This is a genomic window from Paraburkholderia sp. (genome assembly GCF_004298475.1).
Lineage (GTDB): Bacteria > Pseudomonadota > Gammaproteobacteria > Burkholderiales > Burkholderiaceae > Paraburkholderia > Paraburkholderia denitrificans.
In genome coordinates this window covers 42,944-59,183 of record NZ_SCRP01000032.1, presented here as the reverse complement: position 1 = coordinate 59,183, position 16,240 = coordinate 42,944, and the positions used below count along the sequence as shown (strand labels likewise).

General features: G+C 64.1%; 13 protein-coding genes and 2 pseudogenes. 5 read left to right on the top strand and 10 right to left on the bottom strand.

Features of this window, described 5'->3' with window-relative positions; all coding sequences use genetic code 11:
* Positions 1-71: 71 nt before the first annotated feature.
* On the bottom strand, positions 72-1,595 hold the full coding sequence (locus EPN59_RS15670; RefSeq protein ID WP_293033616.1) for a CoA-acylating methylmalonate-semialdehyde dehydrogenase: 1,524 nt from the start codon (positions 1,593-1,595) through the stop codon (positions 72-74).
* 170 nt (positions 1,596-1,765) lie between these two features.
* Here EPN59_RS15670 and EPN59_RS15665 point away from each other — a divergent pair, with 170 nt between their 5' ends.
* Positions 1,766-2,653 carry a LysR family transcriptional regulator gene (locus tag EPN59_RS15665; protein WP_293033618.1) on the top strand — a complete coding sequence of 296 codons (888 nt, stop codon included), beginning with the start codon at positions 1,766-1,768 and terminating at the stop codon, positions 2,651-2,653.
* Between the two features lie 244 nt (positions 2,654-2,897).
* Positions 2,898-3,422, top strand: coding sequence for a class IV adenylate cyclase (locus tag EPN59_RS15660; protein ID WP_293033620.1), 525 nt, complete (start codon positions 2,898-2,900; stop codon positions 3,420-3,422).
* Between the two features lie 86 nt (positions 3,423-3,508).
* On the opposite strand, the gene EPN59_RS15655 is transcribed toward EPN59_RS15660, so the two are convergent.
* The gene (locus tag EPN59_RS15655) at positions 3,509-4,000 is read right to left on the bottom strand and encodes an Lrp/AsnC family transcriptional regulator (RefSeq protein ID WP_293033661.1); all 492 of its coding nucleotides are present in this window, start codon (positions 3,998-4,000) and stop codon (positions 3,509-3,511) included.
* Between the two features lie 259 nt (positions 4,001-4,259).
* Here EPN59_RS15655 and EPN59_RS15650 point away from each other — a divergent pair, with 259 nt between their 5' ends.
* On the top strand, positions 4,260-4,565 hold the full coding sequence (locus tag EPN59_RS15650) for a 4a-hydroxytetrahydrobiopterin dehydratase (RefSeq protein WP_293033622.1): 306 nt from the start codon (positions 4,260-4,262) through the stop codon (positions 4,563-4,565).
* A 48-nt stretch (positions 4,566-4,613) separates the two neighbouring features.
* On the opposite strand, the gene EPN59_RS15645 is transcribed toward EPN59_RS15650, so the two are convergent.
* Positions 4,614-4,844 carry a DUF3717 domain-containing protein gene (locus EPN59_RS15645; protein WP_293033624.1) on the bottom strand — a complete coding sequence of 77 codons (231 nt, stop codon included), beginning with the start codon at positions 4,842-4,844 and terminating at the stop codon, positions 4,614-4,616.
* 127 nt (positions 4,845-4,971) lie between these two features.
* Here EPN59_RS15645 and EPN59_RS15640 point away from each other — a divergent pair, with 127 nt between their 5' ends.
* Together EPN59_RS15640 and EPN59_RS15635 are read left to right on the top strand one after the other, a co-directional pair.
* On the top strand, positions 4,972-5,658 hold the full coding sequence (locus EPN59_RS15640; RefSeq protein ID WP_293033626.1) for a response regulator transcription factor: 687 nt from the start codon (positions 4,972-4,974) through the stop codon (positions 5,656-5,658).
* Between the two features lie 245 nt (positions 5,659-5,903).
* Positions 5,904-7,319, top strand: a pseudogene (locus tag EPN59_RS15635) (sensor histidine kinase N-terminal domain-containing protein); the annotation flags it as partial.
* Between the two features lie 290 nt (positions 7,320-7,609).
* Here EPN59_RS15635 and EPN59_RS15630 read toward each other — a convergent pair.
* From EPN59_RS15630 to mnmC, 7 genes and pseudogenes are all read right to left on the bottom strand, one after another.
* Entirely contained in the window at positions 7,610-8,122 is a 513-nt protein-coding gene (locus EPN59_RS15630) for an SET domain-containing protein-lysine N-methyltransferase (protein WP_293033630.1), read from the bottom strand.
* A gap of 353 nt (positions 8,123-8,475) precedes the next feature.
* Positions 8,476-8,598: pseudogene (locus EPN59_RS15625) on the bottom strand (oxidoreductase); the annotation flags it as partial.
* A 92-nt stretch (positions 8,599-8,690) separates the two neighbouring features.
* Complete coding sequence (locus EPN59_RS15620; protein ID WP_293033632.1) at positions 8,691-9,443, bottom strand: glutamine amidotransferase; 753 nt, start codon at positions 9,441-9,443, stop codon at positions 8,691-8,693.
* Between the two features lie 127 nt (positions 9,444-9,570).
* Entirely contained in the window at positions 9,571-10,209 is a 639-nt protein-coding gene (locus EPN59_RS15615; RefSeq protein WP_293033634.1) for a MarR family winged helix-turn-helix transcriptional regulator, read from the bottom strand.
* 696 nt (positions 10,210-10,905) lie between these two features.
* A complete protein-coding gene (locus tag EPN59_RS15610; RefSeq protein WP_293033636.1) occupies positions 10,906-12,021 on the bottom strand; it encodes a YbdK family carboxylate-amine ligase in 1,116 nt (371 codons plus the stop codon).
* A 110-nt stretch (positions 12,022-12,131) separates the two neighbouring features.
* Positions 12,132-13,337 (bottom strand): cation:proton antiporter, encoded by a 1,206-nt coding sequence (locus EPN59_RS15605; protein ID WP_293033638.1) that lies wholly within the window; start codon positions 13,335-13,337, stop codon positions 12,132-12,134.
* 734 nt (positions 13,338-14,071) lie between these two features.
* Positions 14,072-16,033, bottom strand: a complete 1,962-nt coding sequence (mnmC, locus tag EPN59_RS15600; protein ID WP_293033640.1) for a bifunctional tRNA (5-methylaminomethyl-2-thiouridine)(34)-methyltransferase MnmD/FAD-dependent 5-carboxymethylaminomethyl-2-thiouridine(34) oxidoreductase MnmC — start codon at positions 16,031-16,033, stop codon at positions 14,072-14,074.
* Between the last annotated feature and the right edge of the window lie 207 nt (positions 16,034-16,240).

Here is a 16,240-nt window from a genome sequence, read left to right as displayed (position 1 = left end):
ACATGCCGACTGTATTTTTGCAGGCGTCGGCACACGCCGCCGCCTGTTCACTGCAAGCGTTACGCGGACGCTTACTTCGCGACGGGCATCGTGAATTCCGCGCCCTTGGCGATGCTGTCCGGCCAGCGCTGCATGATGCTCTTGTAGCGCGTGTAAAAACGCACGCCTTCTTCGCCGTAAGCATGATGGTCGCCGAACAGCGAGCGCTTCCAGCCGCCGAACGAATGCCACGCCATCGGCACCGGAATCGGCACGTTGATCCCCACCATGCCGACCTTGATCTGCCGCGAGAACGCGCGCGCGATGCCGCCATCCGATGTAAAGAGCGCAACGCCATTGGCGAACTCATGCGCGTTGATGAGTTCGACGGCGCTCGCAAAGTCGGGCACGCGCACCACCGCAAGCACCGGACCGAAGATCTCTTCCTTGTAGATCGTCATATCGGTCTTCACGTTGTCGAACAGCGTGCCGCCGAGGAAGAAACCGTCTTCCTGACCTTCGGGCGCATGCGCGCGGCCGTCGACCACGAGCTTCGCGCCCGCCTTCACGCCGGCATCGATATAGCCCTTCACTTTCTCGCGGTGCGCCGCCGTCACGAGCGGCCCCATCTCCGACGCGCTGTCCATGCCGTTGCCGATCTTGAGCGCCTTCACGCGCGGCGTAAGACGCTCGATCAGTTCGTCGGCGACATGGCCCACGGCCACCGCCACCGAAATCGCCATGCAGCGCTCGCCCGCCGAACCATAGGCCGCGCCGATCAGCGCGTCGACGGCCTGATCGAGATTGGCGTCGGGCATCACGACAAGGTGATTCTTCGCGCCGCCCAGCGCCTGCACGCGCTTGCCGTGCCTTGCGCCTTCCGTATAGATGTACTCGGCGATCGGCGTCGAGCCGACGAACGAAAGCGCCGCGACGTCCGGGTGCGCAAGCAGCGCGTCCACGGCCACCTTGTCGCCGTGGACGACGTTGAACACGCCATCGGGCAAGCCCGCTTCCTTGAGCAGTTCGGCGAGGCGAAGCGATGCCGAGGGATCGCGCTCCGAAGGCTTCAGCACGAACGTGTTGCCGCACGCGAGCGCGACCGGGAACATCCAGCACGGCACCATCATCGGGAAGTTGAACGGCGTGACGCCGGCCACGACGCCCAGCGGCTGGCGCAGGTTCCAGTTATCGATGCCGCCGCCGATCTGGTCGGTGAAGTCGGTCTTCAGCAGGTTCGGAATGCCGCACGCGAATTCGACGACCTCGATGCCGCGCATGACCTCGCCTTTCGCATCCGAAAACACCTTGCCGTGCTCGCGCGTGATCAGCTCGGCGAGTTCGTCGTGGTGCTGGTCGAGCAGATCCTTGAACTTGAACAGAATGCGCGCGCGCTTGACGGGCGCCATCTCGCTCCACGCCGGGAATGCGGCCTCGGCTGCGGCGACGGCCGCGTTCACGTCGGCCACGCTCGCGAGCGGCACGCGCGCGCTCACCTTGCCGAGCGCGGGATTGAAAACGTCGGCGTAACGCTCGCTTTTGGTGTCGAGCGGCTTGCCGCCGATGAAATGCGTCAGCGTGCGAACGCCGGTTTCGTTCAGATGTGTCTCGCCCATGGATGCCTCGTTTGTTGGAAGAATGTGCGGCGTTGTGTGTGGTATTCGCGCTCGGTCGGCATGCGACCACACACCTCACCGTCTGGGTAATCAGAAGCCTAATCGGCAATACGCGCCGCAATCCAATGATTAATGCTCAACAGCGATATAAGGCGGGCTAATATCAGGATATGGACCTGACCTTGCTTCGCGCGTTCGTCACGGTCGCACGCGAGGGCAACCTCACGCGCGCCGCCACGCACCTGCATCTGACCCAGCCGGCCGTGAGCCTGCAGATCAAGCACTTGCAGGAAGCGCTCGGCGTGACGCTCTTCACGCGCACCGCTCACGGCCTCGCGCTCACGCGCGACGGCCAGGCGCTGCTGCCGCACGCCGAGCGCGCGCTCGCCGCAGCAGGCGACGTCCAGCGCGCCGCTGCTGCACTGCGTCACGAAGTGCGCGGCAAGCTGCGCATCGGCACGATCCTCGACCCGGCGTTTCTGCGCCTCGGCGGGTTCCTGCACCAACTCGTCGAAACCTGGCCGCAGATCGAAACCGCGCTGCGCCACGGCATGTCGGGCTGGGTGCTCGACCAGGTGCGCGCGCGCGAGCTCGATGTCGGCTACTACATCGGCCAGCCGGGCCCGGACGCCGATACTTTCCACGCCATCACACTCACGCGCTTCCAGTACCGCGTGCTCGCACCCGCAGGCTGGAAAGACCGCGTAAAAGGCGCGCGCGACTGGCGCGCGCTCGCCGCCTTGCCGTGGATCTGGACGCCGCCCGCCTCCGCGCACAATCGTCTGCTCACGCATCTTTTCGAGGCGGTCGACGCAAAACCCGTGAAAGTCGCGGAAGTCGATCAGGAGCCGTCGATGCTCGACCTCGTGAAATCGGGCGTCGGGCTGACGCTCGCGCGCGATTCCATCGCCATTGCGGAGGCGCATGCGCACGCGCTGACGATCGTCGAAGGCGTAACGGTGCCCACCGAACTCACCTTCATCACGCTCGCGTCGCGCCGCAACGAGCCCGCCATCGCTGCGGCGCTCAAGGCCATCGAAACGCAGTGGGCGATATGAGCCGCGCTCATGAGAGCGCCGCTGTACGCAACGAGTACGCAACGAGTACGCAACGAGCGCGCACCAGGCGCGAAGACATCGGCGGTGTAACGGCGTCGTCACGCAAGGTTTGCTAGATTCGATGTTCGCCCGCGCCGATCACCCGTCTCTCTCCGGTCGATGACCCGTCGAAGCCGGACGATCCGGTTAGGCGCGGCGCGTTTCGTGCCCCGCTCATCGTTACCTCGTTCCACAGGAGCCCTGCATGGCCCGCAACATCGAAATCAAAGCCCGCGCCCGCGACTTCGACGCGCTGCGTGCGCGTGCCGCCCAGCTTGCATCCGACGCGCCGCTGATCTTTCGCCAACAGGACTTTTTCTACGACGTGCCCCGCGGCCGGCTGAAGCTGCGCCAGTTCGACGACGGCACGCCGCCCGAGCTGATCTTTTATCAGCGCGACGACCGCGACGGTCCGAAAGTCTCGTATTACACGCGCAGCCCGGTCGCGAACGCCGAAGCGATGCATGCGCTGCTCGCCACGGCGCTGACCACGCGCGGGATCGTCTCGAAGGAGCGCCATGTGTATCTGGCGGGCCGCACGCGCATCCATCTGGACCGCGTGGACGGCCTGGGCGATTTCGTCGAACTGGAAGTGGTGCTCGCACCCGATGACGACGAGCAAGGCGGCGAAGCCGAGGCGCACGCGATGTTCGCAAAGCTCGGCGTCGCGGAAAGCGATCTTGTGGCGCGTGCCTACGTCGATCTGCTCAATGCGCCGGTAGCGGCGTGAAATGCGGGCCTGAAATGCGGGCCTGAAATACCGCCCTGATGCGTTGCGTCAGGCCGCGGAATAACGCGTGGATAAAGGCCGCGGAGTCAGGGCGCGGACGCGCCCGGCTCCAGATGCCCGAGCGGCAGCGGCCCGTTGCGCTTGAACGTGGTGAGCACGATGTTCGAGCGCACGCTGTCGACGCCGGTCACATGCATCAGTTTCTTCATCACGAACGACGACAGCGCGTTCAGATCCGGCGCGACGATCCGCAGCAAATAATCGGCGTCGCCCACCACCGCATGGCATTCCAGCACTTCGGGCAGCATGTCGATCTGCTGCCGGAACTGCTCCATCACCGAATCCCCATGATGTTTCAGCTTCAGGCTCGTGAACGCCGTGACGCCGAGCCCGAGCTTTTCGGGCCGCAGCACGACGCGAAAGCCGTCGATCACGCCCGTTGCCTCCAGCCGCTGCAACCGCCTGCCGATCTGCGACGGCGAGAGCGGCACCCGCTCCGCGAGCTGCTGGTGCGTCGCACGGCCAAAACGCTGCAGCACGTCGAGCAGCGCGAGATCAAAGTGATCGAGTTCCAGCATGACGAAATTACGCACGAATCCGGTTATTAATGCGCGATTATTGCATGACGCGCCATAGCCGGGCCCCATTCCTGCGAAGCCGGGCGGTGCGGTCTTGCCGTCTCGCGGGAGCGCTCGCACCCTGCCGATATCCGTGAAAAAATAGTCGATCTACCGCCATTCGTCCGCGCGCCACCCGCGCGCGCGGGTCTCGCGCGGTGTCCGGTGCCCGCACAGCCCCAAACGCCGGGCGGGCGCCCACTCCATGACAGGTGCAGACATGATCAACCGCCTCACATCAGAAGAGCGCGCCACCCAGCTCGCAGATCTTCACGGCTGGCAGTCCGTCGCGGGCCGCGACGCCATTGCGCGCACCTTCCGCTTCGCCGATTTCAACGAAGCGTTCGGCTTTATGACGCGCATCGCCATCAAGGCGCAGGAGATGAATCACCATCCCGAGTGGTTCAATGTTTATAACCGCGTCGAAATTACGCTGTCGACGCATGAAGCCGACGGCCTTACGGCACGCGACATTGCGCTCGCGCGCTTTATCGACTCGATTGCGCCAGGTCCGCTCAGTGTGTGAGCCTGCGCCGTTTGAAAGCTGAATGCAGGGTGAGAAGTTCCCAAACCTTCAAGGTTGAAGGCCATCCTTGAGGGATACGTAAGATTCCCAGGCGGCTCGGGCAATGGGGTCCAAACGTTCCGCCGACATGGTGTTCTGACGCTGTACAATCATCAGCGCATACGGCTTGGAAAGCGCGCCAGCTTCCTTGCACAACGAGAGTTCGTCGCCACGCGAGGGCGAGCGGTTGCGCCAGAAGTTAATCGCGGCTTCGAGTTCGGTAATCGAAATATCGGACATGTTGATCGTGACTCGCGCAATCGTTGCACGCGGCGCCGCTGGCTGTCGTGCAGATCACCTGCATCGAGCGGCGCTTCGCGAACTGCGTGCCTCATACGCTAAACCCATTTGTACTTGAGCGAATCCCATGCGACTCCTTCTGATCGAAGACGACCGCCCCATCGCACGCGGTATCCAGTCCAGCCTCGAGCAAGCCGGCTTCACGGTGGACATGGTTCACGACGGCATCTTCGCCGAGCAGGCCCTCACGCAGAATCGCCATGAACTCGTGATCCTCGACCTCGGTCTGCCCGGCATCGACGGCATGACGCTGCTCGCGCGTTTCCGCCAAAGCAACCGGCACACGCCCGTCATTATCCTCACCGCACGCGACGAGCTGAATGACCGCGTCCAGGGCCTGAATTCGGGCGCCGACGACTACATGCTCAAACCGTTCGAACCCGCGGAACTCGAAGCGCGCATTCGCGCCGTGATGCGCCGCAGCGGTCCGCACGGCGACGTGCCGCGCCCCGAAGTTTCGCTTGGCGGCGTGCGTCTTTCGGGCGTCGATCGCCGTATCTTCAACGAAGACAAGCCGCTCGAACTCTCGCCGCGCGAATTCGCCGTGCTCGAAATGCTGCTGCTGCGTCATGGCCGCGTCGTCAGCAAGGCGCAGCTTCAGGACCATCTCACGCACTTCGGCGGCGATCTCGGCGACACCGCGATCGAAGTCTACGTGCACCGCGTGCGCAAGAAGCTCGAAAACTGCCGCGTCGAAATCGTCACCGTGCGCGGCTTCGGCTATCTGCTGCAGGAAATTCGCCAGACGGCCTGAGGCTGCCATTTCCCCTGCCGGTCCGGCGCAACGCCGGACCGCTCGCCAGCGCGCCTGCCGTGCCGTCTGTGCGGTGGCCCGCGTACAATGAGCGAATTCGCGGCCGCACTTCAGGGCTGCACTTCAGGTCGCACGACACGCCGCGCGCGATGCATGCGCTGGACGCAATGCAGGCAACGCGTGTAAAAAGCGCGACGCACGCTGGCTGCCGGGCGCATCCGATTCATTCATCGCTCGAAACCATCATGTCCTATCCGGCCGCAAACAGTCTGCGCCGTACGCTGCTGCGCCGCCTGGCCGCGCCGCTGTCGCTGCTTGCGCTGATGAGCGGCCTCGTCGCCTACTGGCTTGCGTGGCAGTACACGCAGCACGTGGTGGACCGCTCGCTCGCCGACCTCGCAACCGCCGTTTCGAAGCAGATCCAGATCGCCGGACCCGACGCGGCGGTCACCGTGCCGCCGCTCGCGCAGGCCATGTTCTCCGATCCGATCGAGCGCCTCGTCTATCGCATCAGCGACGGCAACACGGAAATCGCCGGCGATCACAACATGCCGCTTCAGGGCACGAATGTGCGGCGCATGCACTACGCCTACGTGTTCGATACGGAGTATCAGGGCGTGCAATTACGCGTCGCACAGGTGCGCGTGGATCAACCCACGGGCAATCCGATCGTCGTCGAAGTCGGGCAGCCCGTGCACCTGCGCTCCAGCATCGCCGCCGAGTTTCTCGTCGCGATCATGATGCCGCTCCTGCTGTTGCTGCTCGCCGGCTGGGCGATCGTATGGCGCGTCGTGAATCAGCAGCTCAACCCGCTCACCGATCTCGCCGACTCGCTGAATCGCCAGACGCACACGTCGCTCGAACCGGTGGACGAGACGTACGTGCCCGTCGAGATCCGGCCGCTTACCGGCGCGCTCAACGCACTGCTCGGCCGCCTGAAGACCGCACTCGATGCGCAGCGTAAATTCATCGCCGACGCCGCGCATCAGTTGCGCACGCCGCTGACCGCCGTGAAGCTGCACGCGGAGCAGGCCGCCACGGCGCGCGAGCCGCAGCAGGTCACCAATGCGGTGCGCGAACTGCGCGCGGCCGCCGACCGCGCGGTGCGTCTGTCGAACCAGTTGCTCTCGCTTGCGCGTGCGGAACCGTCCGAACAGGCGGCGCGTTTTGTCGATATCGACGTCGCCGCGCTTGCGTTCGAAACCGGCGCGGAATGGGTGCCGCGCGCACTGGCAAGCCACGTCGACCTCGGCTTCCAGCGCCTCGACGCGCCCGAAAACGACGCGCCGCTGATGGCGCGCGGCAACCCGGTGCTGCTGCGCGAAGTGATTGCGAATCTGCTCGACAACGCGCTCAAGTACCTGCCGCCCGCGCGGCTCGACGGCGGGCGCATCACGGTCAGCGTGACGCAGAGCGTGGCCGACAACACGCCGATGGCCGAGATCGTCGTCGAGGACAACGGGCGCGGCGTGCCGCCCGCGCAGCAAGCCGATCTCTTCAAGCGCTTTTTCCGCGGCGACGGCCAGACCGAAAGCGGCGTGGACAGCGGCGCGGGTCTTGGCCTTGCCATCGTTCACGACATCATGGCGCTCCATCGCGGCAGCGTGCATTACGAAGATGCCCCGGAGGGCGGCGCGCGTTTCATCGTTCGCATCCCGCTCGCGCAACGCGGACCGGCCGATGCGGGCAGTGAGGCGTCGGCCGATAAACATCATCAGAAAGCCACCCTGGCGGCGAAACCGTCGCCGAATCAGGCGCCAAATCAGGCACCTACGCAGGCACCCACGCAGGCACCCAGGCAGGCACCCAGGCAGACGCCGGTCGATATCTGAGCCGCACGCGTCATTCATCGCCATATAAAACCACCGTTGCAAACCGCCGTTACAAACAACAAGGGCCGCTGTTCAACCAGCGGCCCTTTTTTGATTCGCGCACAGCGTAATCGCGGCGATCACTTCTTCTTTTTGCTTTTCCCCGGCTTGCCCGCTTTTACGCCCTTCTCCTTGCCCTTTTCTTTTTCCGGCGGCGCGAGCATCGTGCCACGGCACTTGCGCGCGCCGCAGCGGCATTCGTATTCGCGCTTGAGCTTGCGGGTCTGTTTTGCGTCGATCACGAGACCGTAGTCGTAAAACAGTTCCTCGCCTTCGGCGATTTCGTGCAGCGCATGAATGTACACATGGCCGTCGATCTCTTCCGCTTCACAATTCGGCGCGCACGAATGATTGATCCAGCGCGCACTGTTGCCCTTCACCTTGCCGTCGATGACGTCGCCGTCATCGAGCGCGAAATAGAACGTGTGGTTCGGGTCGTCCGGATTGTGCGGGTGGCGCCGCAACGCCTCCTTCCAGGAAATGCGCTCGCCCTTATATTCGATCAGGCGCGCGCCCGCCTCGATCGGCGCTGTCGCAAACACGCCCTTACCGTGTACGCCCGACTGGCGCACGACGATCCTGCGTACACTCATTGAATGCATCCTCGTGAAGGTACTAGCGAGACTATCCCTGCTGCGGCGAGCGGTGCGCTGAATGTGCGTCGAACGTGCTCTTTCGTGCGCTCTCGTGCTGCACCCGCCTCTCTACGCAAACGCGGCGCCGTGTCGGCGCCGCGTTCGTGCAGCGCCTCGCGCGCTACAACCGGCATCGTACACGTTCGCGCCATCTTCGTTCAACCCATGCAATCGCATACAACGCGCGCTGCCTGCCGCTGTCCGATTGTCGTCTCGCCAAAGAGCATTTTCTGATCGCGCGGCTGCGAGCGCCAGTCCTGCGGCGGCGTGTTTCACCGCTTGCGCAAACGGCACTTGATAGCCCGGTTCGGATGGATCAGATGCCAGTCGTTGGCCTCACCGCGAGCGGCGGAATACTGGCACATCGGCGAGACGACGATGCGATTGGCGAGCGTCACGCCGCGCAGTGCAATCGGAGTGAAGAGCGGCCTCATGGAAGAAAACTCGAACGGGAAAAAGGTGCGTTCGAGAATAGCACGCTGATTTTTCAGGTGCTCGCGCCCGGCGCGGCACGCTCAATGCAATCTCAGGGACGATTGACCGTGGCGGTCACAGAATCCGCGCCGGCAGCGCGCGCATCGACTGCATCGAGCCAGTCGCCGAACATGCGGCTCGCCTGCTGTTCCAGATGCGGACCATGCTGCGCCGTTTGCGCGCGCAGCGCGTTGACGTCGACGCCCGCGTGATCGATTTCAGCGGAATGGCCGATCAACCAGGGCTCGAAGCGGTCGGCGCGCACTTCGGGATGACATTGCAGGCCGAGCACATGATTGCCCCATGCGAAGGCCTGGTTCTCGCAGTGCGGCGTCAAGGCAAGACGCGTGGCGCCCGCCGGTAAATCGAACGTATCGCCGTGCCAGTGCAGCATCGACGTCGCCGCGCCGTCCAGATGACGCAGCGGCGATGCGCGCCCGGCATCGGTCAGCGTGAGCGGCGTCCAGCCGATTTCCGCTTCAGCCGCGCGATAGACGCGCGCGCCGAGCACGCGCGCGATCAATTGGGCGCCGAGGCAGATGCCGAGCGTCGGAAGCCCGGCGTGAATGCGCTTTTCGATCAGTGCGGCGAGCGCCGCAAGGGTGGGATAGCGCGCATCGTCGCAGGCGTTGATCGGCCCGCCGAGTATGACCATCAGCGACGCCGCGACCGGATTGAGCGCGCCGACGCGCGCAAAGCCCACGTCCACGTAACGGACGGGCCGCCCGCGCTCGCCGAGCACGCGCTCGAAGCTGCCGAGGTCCTCGAAATACACATGGCGGACCGCCAATACTTCGCGATTCATCGGCTCATTCCCCGGGGACAGCCATACCAGACGGGCCAAGCGGCGGCATGACGCCGCCGCTCGCCTGCATTACATCGCGAGACAGACCGCGCTACTCCGCGCGTTATTCTGCGACTTACTCCGCGACTTAAACCGCGAAGATCTTCCAGTTTTTCTTCTGGGTCGTCGCTTCAGCCTGTTCGTACACCGAGCAATCCAGCCGCAGATCGGTGTCGGCCATGTCGATGCCGAGCAGTTGGCAATGATGCGGCGTCTTCTTCGGATTCTTGCTGGCTTCGAAGTGCGAGCAGGTGAGGCACATCCGGTGCTGCGGGATGGCTTCCTGAACTTCGAGTTGATAGACGGTCTTCAAAAGGGTGCGATAGAACACCGCCTGCTCGTCGCCGCGCAGCGTGCCCACGGCCTTCGAGAGGAAGTCCGGCCATTGCGCCGCCTTCTTCGCGGCCGTGCGGCCACGCGCCGTGAGGCGCACGGCGAGCGCGCGGCCGTCGTCGAGCGCGCGGCGCTTTTCGACGAGCCCCTTCGTTTCGAGCGTGCTCACTGCATCGCTGGTCGTCGCTGCGGTCAGCGCTGTTTCCCGGGCAATCTCGCCGAGGCGCATCGGCCCCTTGCGCTGCATCAGCAGCACGAGAATTTCACCCTGAGTCGGCGTGAGCCCTGCTCCTTCGGCCCAGTCCCATGCCTGGCTCCGCATCGCCGTGCTGAGTCGCAACAGGCTATGGGTTACCCGCCCGGCTGCCTGCTCTCCGTATACGCCTTCGCTCATAATCTTTCGCTGGTTATTGGCAGCTTGCGCTGCATCGTCGGCCGCTGCATAGGCCGACGGCCTCATGGAAAAGGCCGCATCCGGCAACCCGGATCGCATGCCATCTCAAAAATCGGCGCTTTGCGTGACCGCCAAAAGGTCTCGCATCGCATATTCGTTCTTTCTCGCCGCGACGGTCTCAAGCGCCGTCCTCTTCCGGGGAGTACAACGACAATTCGACATTTTATGCGAGAGTAGCCAATCGCACAGCTAAGTTATCCACCTGAGACTGTGGATAACCCGTTGATAAACGCGCTGATGACGGGCGGACAGCGGCGTGATGACGCGCGGCACCCGCATCGGACGTTCCCAGGTTATCCCGTATTTCTTGCATAAACGCAATCAAAATCTGCACGGCTGTCACTTGCGCAAGACTTTGAGTATTCAGCGATTTTCCCGGTTACCCACAGGCAGATGGGCGCTCGGCTCGCTCGCGCCGCGTGCCTGATTGCCCATCGCCAGTGAAACAATCAGAACCCCGCAGTATCGCGAAATGACCGAGTAATATCTCGAAAAATCTTTTTCACAGAGTGCGGTTCTGCACACCCTGCTGCATGCCCCGCAGCACGCCCGAGCCGGTTCGGTGCCCGAAATGCTGGCAGATCGCCCTCCCTGGAGCCCTCCCGGGGCCGGCCGCCGGACGATCTGCCGCAACGCTCACGCGCGCCAGCGCAGGCACTGCTGGCGAACCGCTTCGTGCAGCGACTTCTCCTCGGCGACCACGCCCCGCAGCCAGGTGGCGTCGTTGGCATGCCCGCGCGCAATCAACCCGATTTCGGTCAGCGCGCGGGTCGCCCCCAGTGCCTCGCCGTGCGGCGCAATCTGCTCGAGTGTGCGGAGAATATCTTCCGAGATGGTTTGCCGCTCGCCCGTCTGCGGATTCACGCAGGTGCCGGCCAGCCCGAAGCGGCACGCCTGGAAGCGGTTGAACGTGTAGACGAGGTAGTCGTCCTCGCGCGGCACGATGGGCCGGTCCATCAGCAGATGGCGCGCGAGTGTCTGGATGTAGCACGCAATGGCCGCGGCCCGTTCGACCGAAAGCGGCGTATCCATCACGCGCACCTCGATCGTGCCGAAGCCGGGCTTCGGGCGAATGTCCCAGTAGAAATCCTTCATGCTGTTGACCACGCCCGTGTGGACCATCTTCGAGAAGTAGTCCTTGAACTCCTCCCAGCTCAGCACGAACGGCGCGCGGCCGGACAGCGGGAACGCGAAGACCGAATTCAGCCGTGCCGAGTGAAATCCGGTATCGACGCCCTGCACATACGGCGACGACGCCGAAAGCGCAATAAAGTGCGGAATGAAGCGCGAGAGCGAGTGCAGCAGGAACAGCGCGCTGTCCGCATCGGGGCAGCCGATGTGAACGTGCTGGCCGAACACCGTGAACTGCTTCGCCAGATATCCGTACAGCTCGGAGAGGTATTGAAAGCGCGGCGTATCGACGATGCGCCGGTCGCTCCACTGCTGAAACGCGTGCGTGCCGCCGCCGCACAAACCGACGTTCAGACGATCCGCGGCGGCGACGAGCGTATCGCGGATCCTGCGCAGGTCGGTCACCGCCTGCTCGTGCGTCGTGCAGATGCCGGTGGACAGCTCGATCATGCTTTCGGTGATCTCGGGCGTGATATTGCCCGGGATCTGCTGGTCCTTGACGAGGCGCATCAGGTCGCTGCCGGCCTTCGTGAGATCGTAGTCGTGCGTGTTGACGATCTGCATTTCGAGTTCGATGCCGAATGTGAACGGCTTCGAATCGACAAATGATTCCAGTGACATGACATCCCCTGTTGCAGGCGCACCGCGCGAAACGTCGGTCGCTGCGGCACGCGGTGTTGCATGATGAGCGGCACGCGGAAACGAACCGGCGCCGCCCGGTTCATCTCAGTTCATTTCTCGCCCCGTTCGCCCACGAGTGCAAGCGCTCGATAGACGAGCCACGGCCCCAGCAGTTGCAGCACGACGATTGCGCACATCACGATCGCGCGCAATTGAGGATCGAAGTTGGGGTAAAGCTCATAGGTATCCTCTGCAAGCAGTAGCGCGAGCGCCGACATCGGCGTGAGCGCGAGACCGAGCGCGACGCCCTGCTTCCATTCGAGACCGCTTGGCCGCGCAAAGATCAGCACGCCGACGAGCTTCGCAACCAGCCGCGCCACGATCAGTCCCGCGGCCGCCACGCCGCCGACCACGATGTCGTGCCATTCGAACGTCGTGAGCGTGAGCACGAAGAGGATCACGGTGAGCAGCCAGCCCGCCGTGCCGAAATGCTGCGGCCACAATTGCGGACGCGCTTCGAGGTTCTTCACGATGATGCCCGCGGCGAGCAGGCTCAGGATCGTCGACAGCTTGAGGACGTGCGAGATCGCAATCGCCAGCAGGACGAGACCGAAGAGCGCGACGAACGAATGCTCGTCTTGCGGGCTGAGCCGTCGATAGAACAGCGTGCAGGCGCGCGCGAGCGCGTACGCAAGAATCAGCGATCCGACGAGCAGATAGAGCGGCTGAAGAATCGTCGCGAACACATTGCCGTAAATCTCCTGATGCAGCCAGCCGGACGCGAGCTTGACGACGATCACCGCATACATGCTGTTCAGCGCGGTGAGCGTTAGCAAACGCTGCGTCACCTGCCCTTCGGCGCGCAATTCGGTTTTGAGCTGTATGACCATTGCCGGCGAAGTCGCCATCGCAATCGACGCGACCACCAGCGCGATCATGACCGGCACTTTGAGAAAGAGCAGCACGACAAGCACGAGCACGAACGTGAGCGTCGCTTCGGCGAGGCTCGACAGGATCAGCCAGGGATTGCGGCGGATCCAGCGCAGGTCGAGCCGGCTGCCGAGTTCGAACAGCAGCAGTCCGAGCGCGACGTCGAGCAGCGGGCGCGCGTTGTCGGCCATGTCGGCGTCGATCACACCAAAGCCAGCCGATCCGGCAATCAGGCCAATGACGGCGTAACCCGAAATGCGCGGCAGCCGCCAGGCGCGATAGCACAACTCGCCGCACAGTCCGGCGGCGAGCAGCGCGAGCCCGGCCCAGAAAATCCCATCGAACTGCAACGGCCAGGCGGGAAAGAACGAAAACGCCGACTTCATCGTGGTGGCTTCTCCTTGGCAGAAGACAGTCCGTCTATCCGACATCGCTCGACGACGACTGGCACACGGGCAAGCCGCGTGCCACATGACTTGATATTCGTCATCCGTTACACGGTTTGCAACGCGGATGGCAAGCAGCCGGGGCGCAATGAGCCGGCTGGAATTCGACTGCGGAAAGCACTACGCCCGGTTGCCGGATAAGGCGGACAGCCGTTGCGGGCGCTTGTGCGCGTATGTGCGCACCAGGCGCGCCCGCCGTGGATGAACGAACGCTGCTCGCCCTCCTCACGATTGAGATCAGGACAAGCGACATCCGTTCCTTGGACGCATCGGCCGTTTTGGTAGCACGACACGCAGGAAGAAGGCCGATTGTGCCATAGCTTTTTGGGAACGGCGCTCGCGTCCACAGACGAAGTCAAAGCGCGACGGCGATGGCTTTACCTTCGGGTTTACTGTTTACCGTATGTATACGTAGTAAGAGTTAACAAGGGGCCTCATTTTCTGTGGATAACCCTGGATAAGTATGGAAAATCAGTTGTTTGCCGAACGCACAACCGGTTGCACAGCATGTGCGGCGACGGCTGTGATCGATGAGTAACTTTTGGTCCCCTGGCAGGGTGCCGCGAGTTACCCCGTTTACGTCCACATGCATTACACACCTGGTTCACCTGCAATTCACGCGGTTGTCCACAGGCTCGCGTGGATAACGTGGCGCAGGTGGCTGCCCGGTGTGATCAGAGGCTGCGCAGACGCAGCGCACGTTGCAGAAACCGCGCGGGATCGACATGTTCGGCGAGTTCGCGCTCGAGCGGCCACGGCTCGCCTTCCAGTTGTGACGCGATCAGCTCCGCACCGAGCGCGGCCCACACGAGCCCGCGCGAACCGTACGCATAGGCGCCGTAGAGCCCTGGCATGCGCGGCAAATCGAGCGGCCATGCTCCACTGAGGCGCGACGCGTCGCGCCGTGCGGCGGCTTCGTCGCCGAGTTGGCCGATCATCGGCAGACGATCGCTCGTCACGCAGCGGAACCCGACGCGCCCGGCCAGGTCGTGGGCGCGCGCGGCATCGCGTGCCGCAACGAGTGCCGGCAGCATCCGCGCGACGCGTTCGAGGTTTTCGGCGTGACCGGCCTCGCGGATCGCGTTGTCTGCATCGTCGAGTTCGTAGGTGGCGCCGGTCAGCGTGACGCCGTCCGGGAGCGGCAGCGCGTAGCCCTCGCCGACCACGGGCACGCGCAGGCTGGCAAGCGGGCTGTGCTCCACGAGCGTCAACTGGCCGCGCACGAGGCGCGTCGGCGCATGGTCGAGCGCGGCCGCGCGCGAGGCGTCGTGTGCATTCGCAAAGATCATGACCGGCGCTTGCGCGATCAGCGCACCGTTGTCGTCGAAGGCGCGCCATGTGTCGCCCGCGCGTTCGATGCGCGCGACGCTCACGCCGAAATGCGCATCGAGGTGCGCACCGGCCGCTTCGCATTGCGCGCGGCACACGGCCGCCGGACTGATCGCGCCTGCGAGCGGATAGAACCAGCCGCCCTGCGCGAGCGCGACGCCTGCGATCTGCCCGGCACGTTCGCGCGAAACGGCAAGCGCGTATTCGGCGGGCCAGGCGAACGATTCGAGCGCTGCGGCAACGGCGCGCGATTCGTCGTCGGTGGCGATATGGAGCAGACCTTCGTGAGTCCGCATCGTTGCAAGGCCCGCCGCTTCGAGTTCGGACCAGCGTCGCAGCGCATAGAGGTAGCTCGCGCGCGTGATGCGCGACGTGCTGCTGTCGTCGCGCGAAATCAGCGGATGAAAGACGCCTGCCGGATTGCCCGACGCTTCGGATGCGGGCGCGGCGTGCCGCTCGATCAGCGTGACGCGCCAGCCGCGTGCGGCGAGCCGTTCGATGAGCGCGCAACCGGCCATTCCGGCGCCCACCACGATCGCATGCCGCTCGTGCACGGCGACGGGCAGCGGCGGTTCGTAACGCCGCACGCGCCAGCGCGGTGCAAAACGGCCCACAAGCATGGCGCGTTTCGAGCCGAAGCCCTCGATCTTGCGGTATTCGAAACCGTTGTCGACGAGCGCGTGTTTGACTTCTCCGGCGCAGCTCCACGTGGCGAATGTGGCGTCCTCGCCCGCCACGCGCGCGAGCGCCTTGAACATCGTCTGCGACCAGAGCTCGTGATTTTTTGCGGGCGCAAAGCCGTCGAGATAAAACGCGTCGGCACGCAACCACAGTTTGGGAAGTGCTTCGACCGCATCGCCGAAAACAAGCGTTAGCGTGACGCGGCCGCCCTCGAATTCGAGCCGGTGCGTACCGGGCACGAGCATCGGCCAGGCATCGGCGAGTTCCTGCGCGCGTGCGGCAAGCGATGTGTGCGCAACCACTGAACCGAGAACCGTGCGCAGATCTTCACGCGAAAACGGGTGCTTCTCCACCGATACAAAATGCAACCGCTCGCAGCGCGACGGATCTTCGCGCCATGCCTCCCAGGTCGTCAGGAAGTTCACGCCGAGGCCGAAACCCGTCTCCATTACCGTGAAAATCCGGCGGTTTTGCCATCGCCCGGGCAACGCGTTGCCATGCAGAAATACGCTTTCCGCCTGGGCGAGCGCGCCGGACGCGCTGTGATAAATATCATCGTAAAGCGGGGAAAACGGCGTGCCGTCGTTGCGAAAAGCGAGTGTGGCGGGTGTGAGGATGGCGGTCATAAGGAACGCGAATGGACAATTCGGCGCGCTAAAACGGCCTTGATCCAGCGAACCGGTGCGGTTGATGCAGTGCAACCGCCGCGCCCAGCATGGCTTTGCGGGCACTGGGCAACGGCTACCGGGCGTTGGTTGGACGCAACGCGCGCGTGTTGGAAATCGGAAATACGGCATTCTTTCGAGCGGCGGCCGCAAACAAATCCGAGTGCC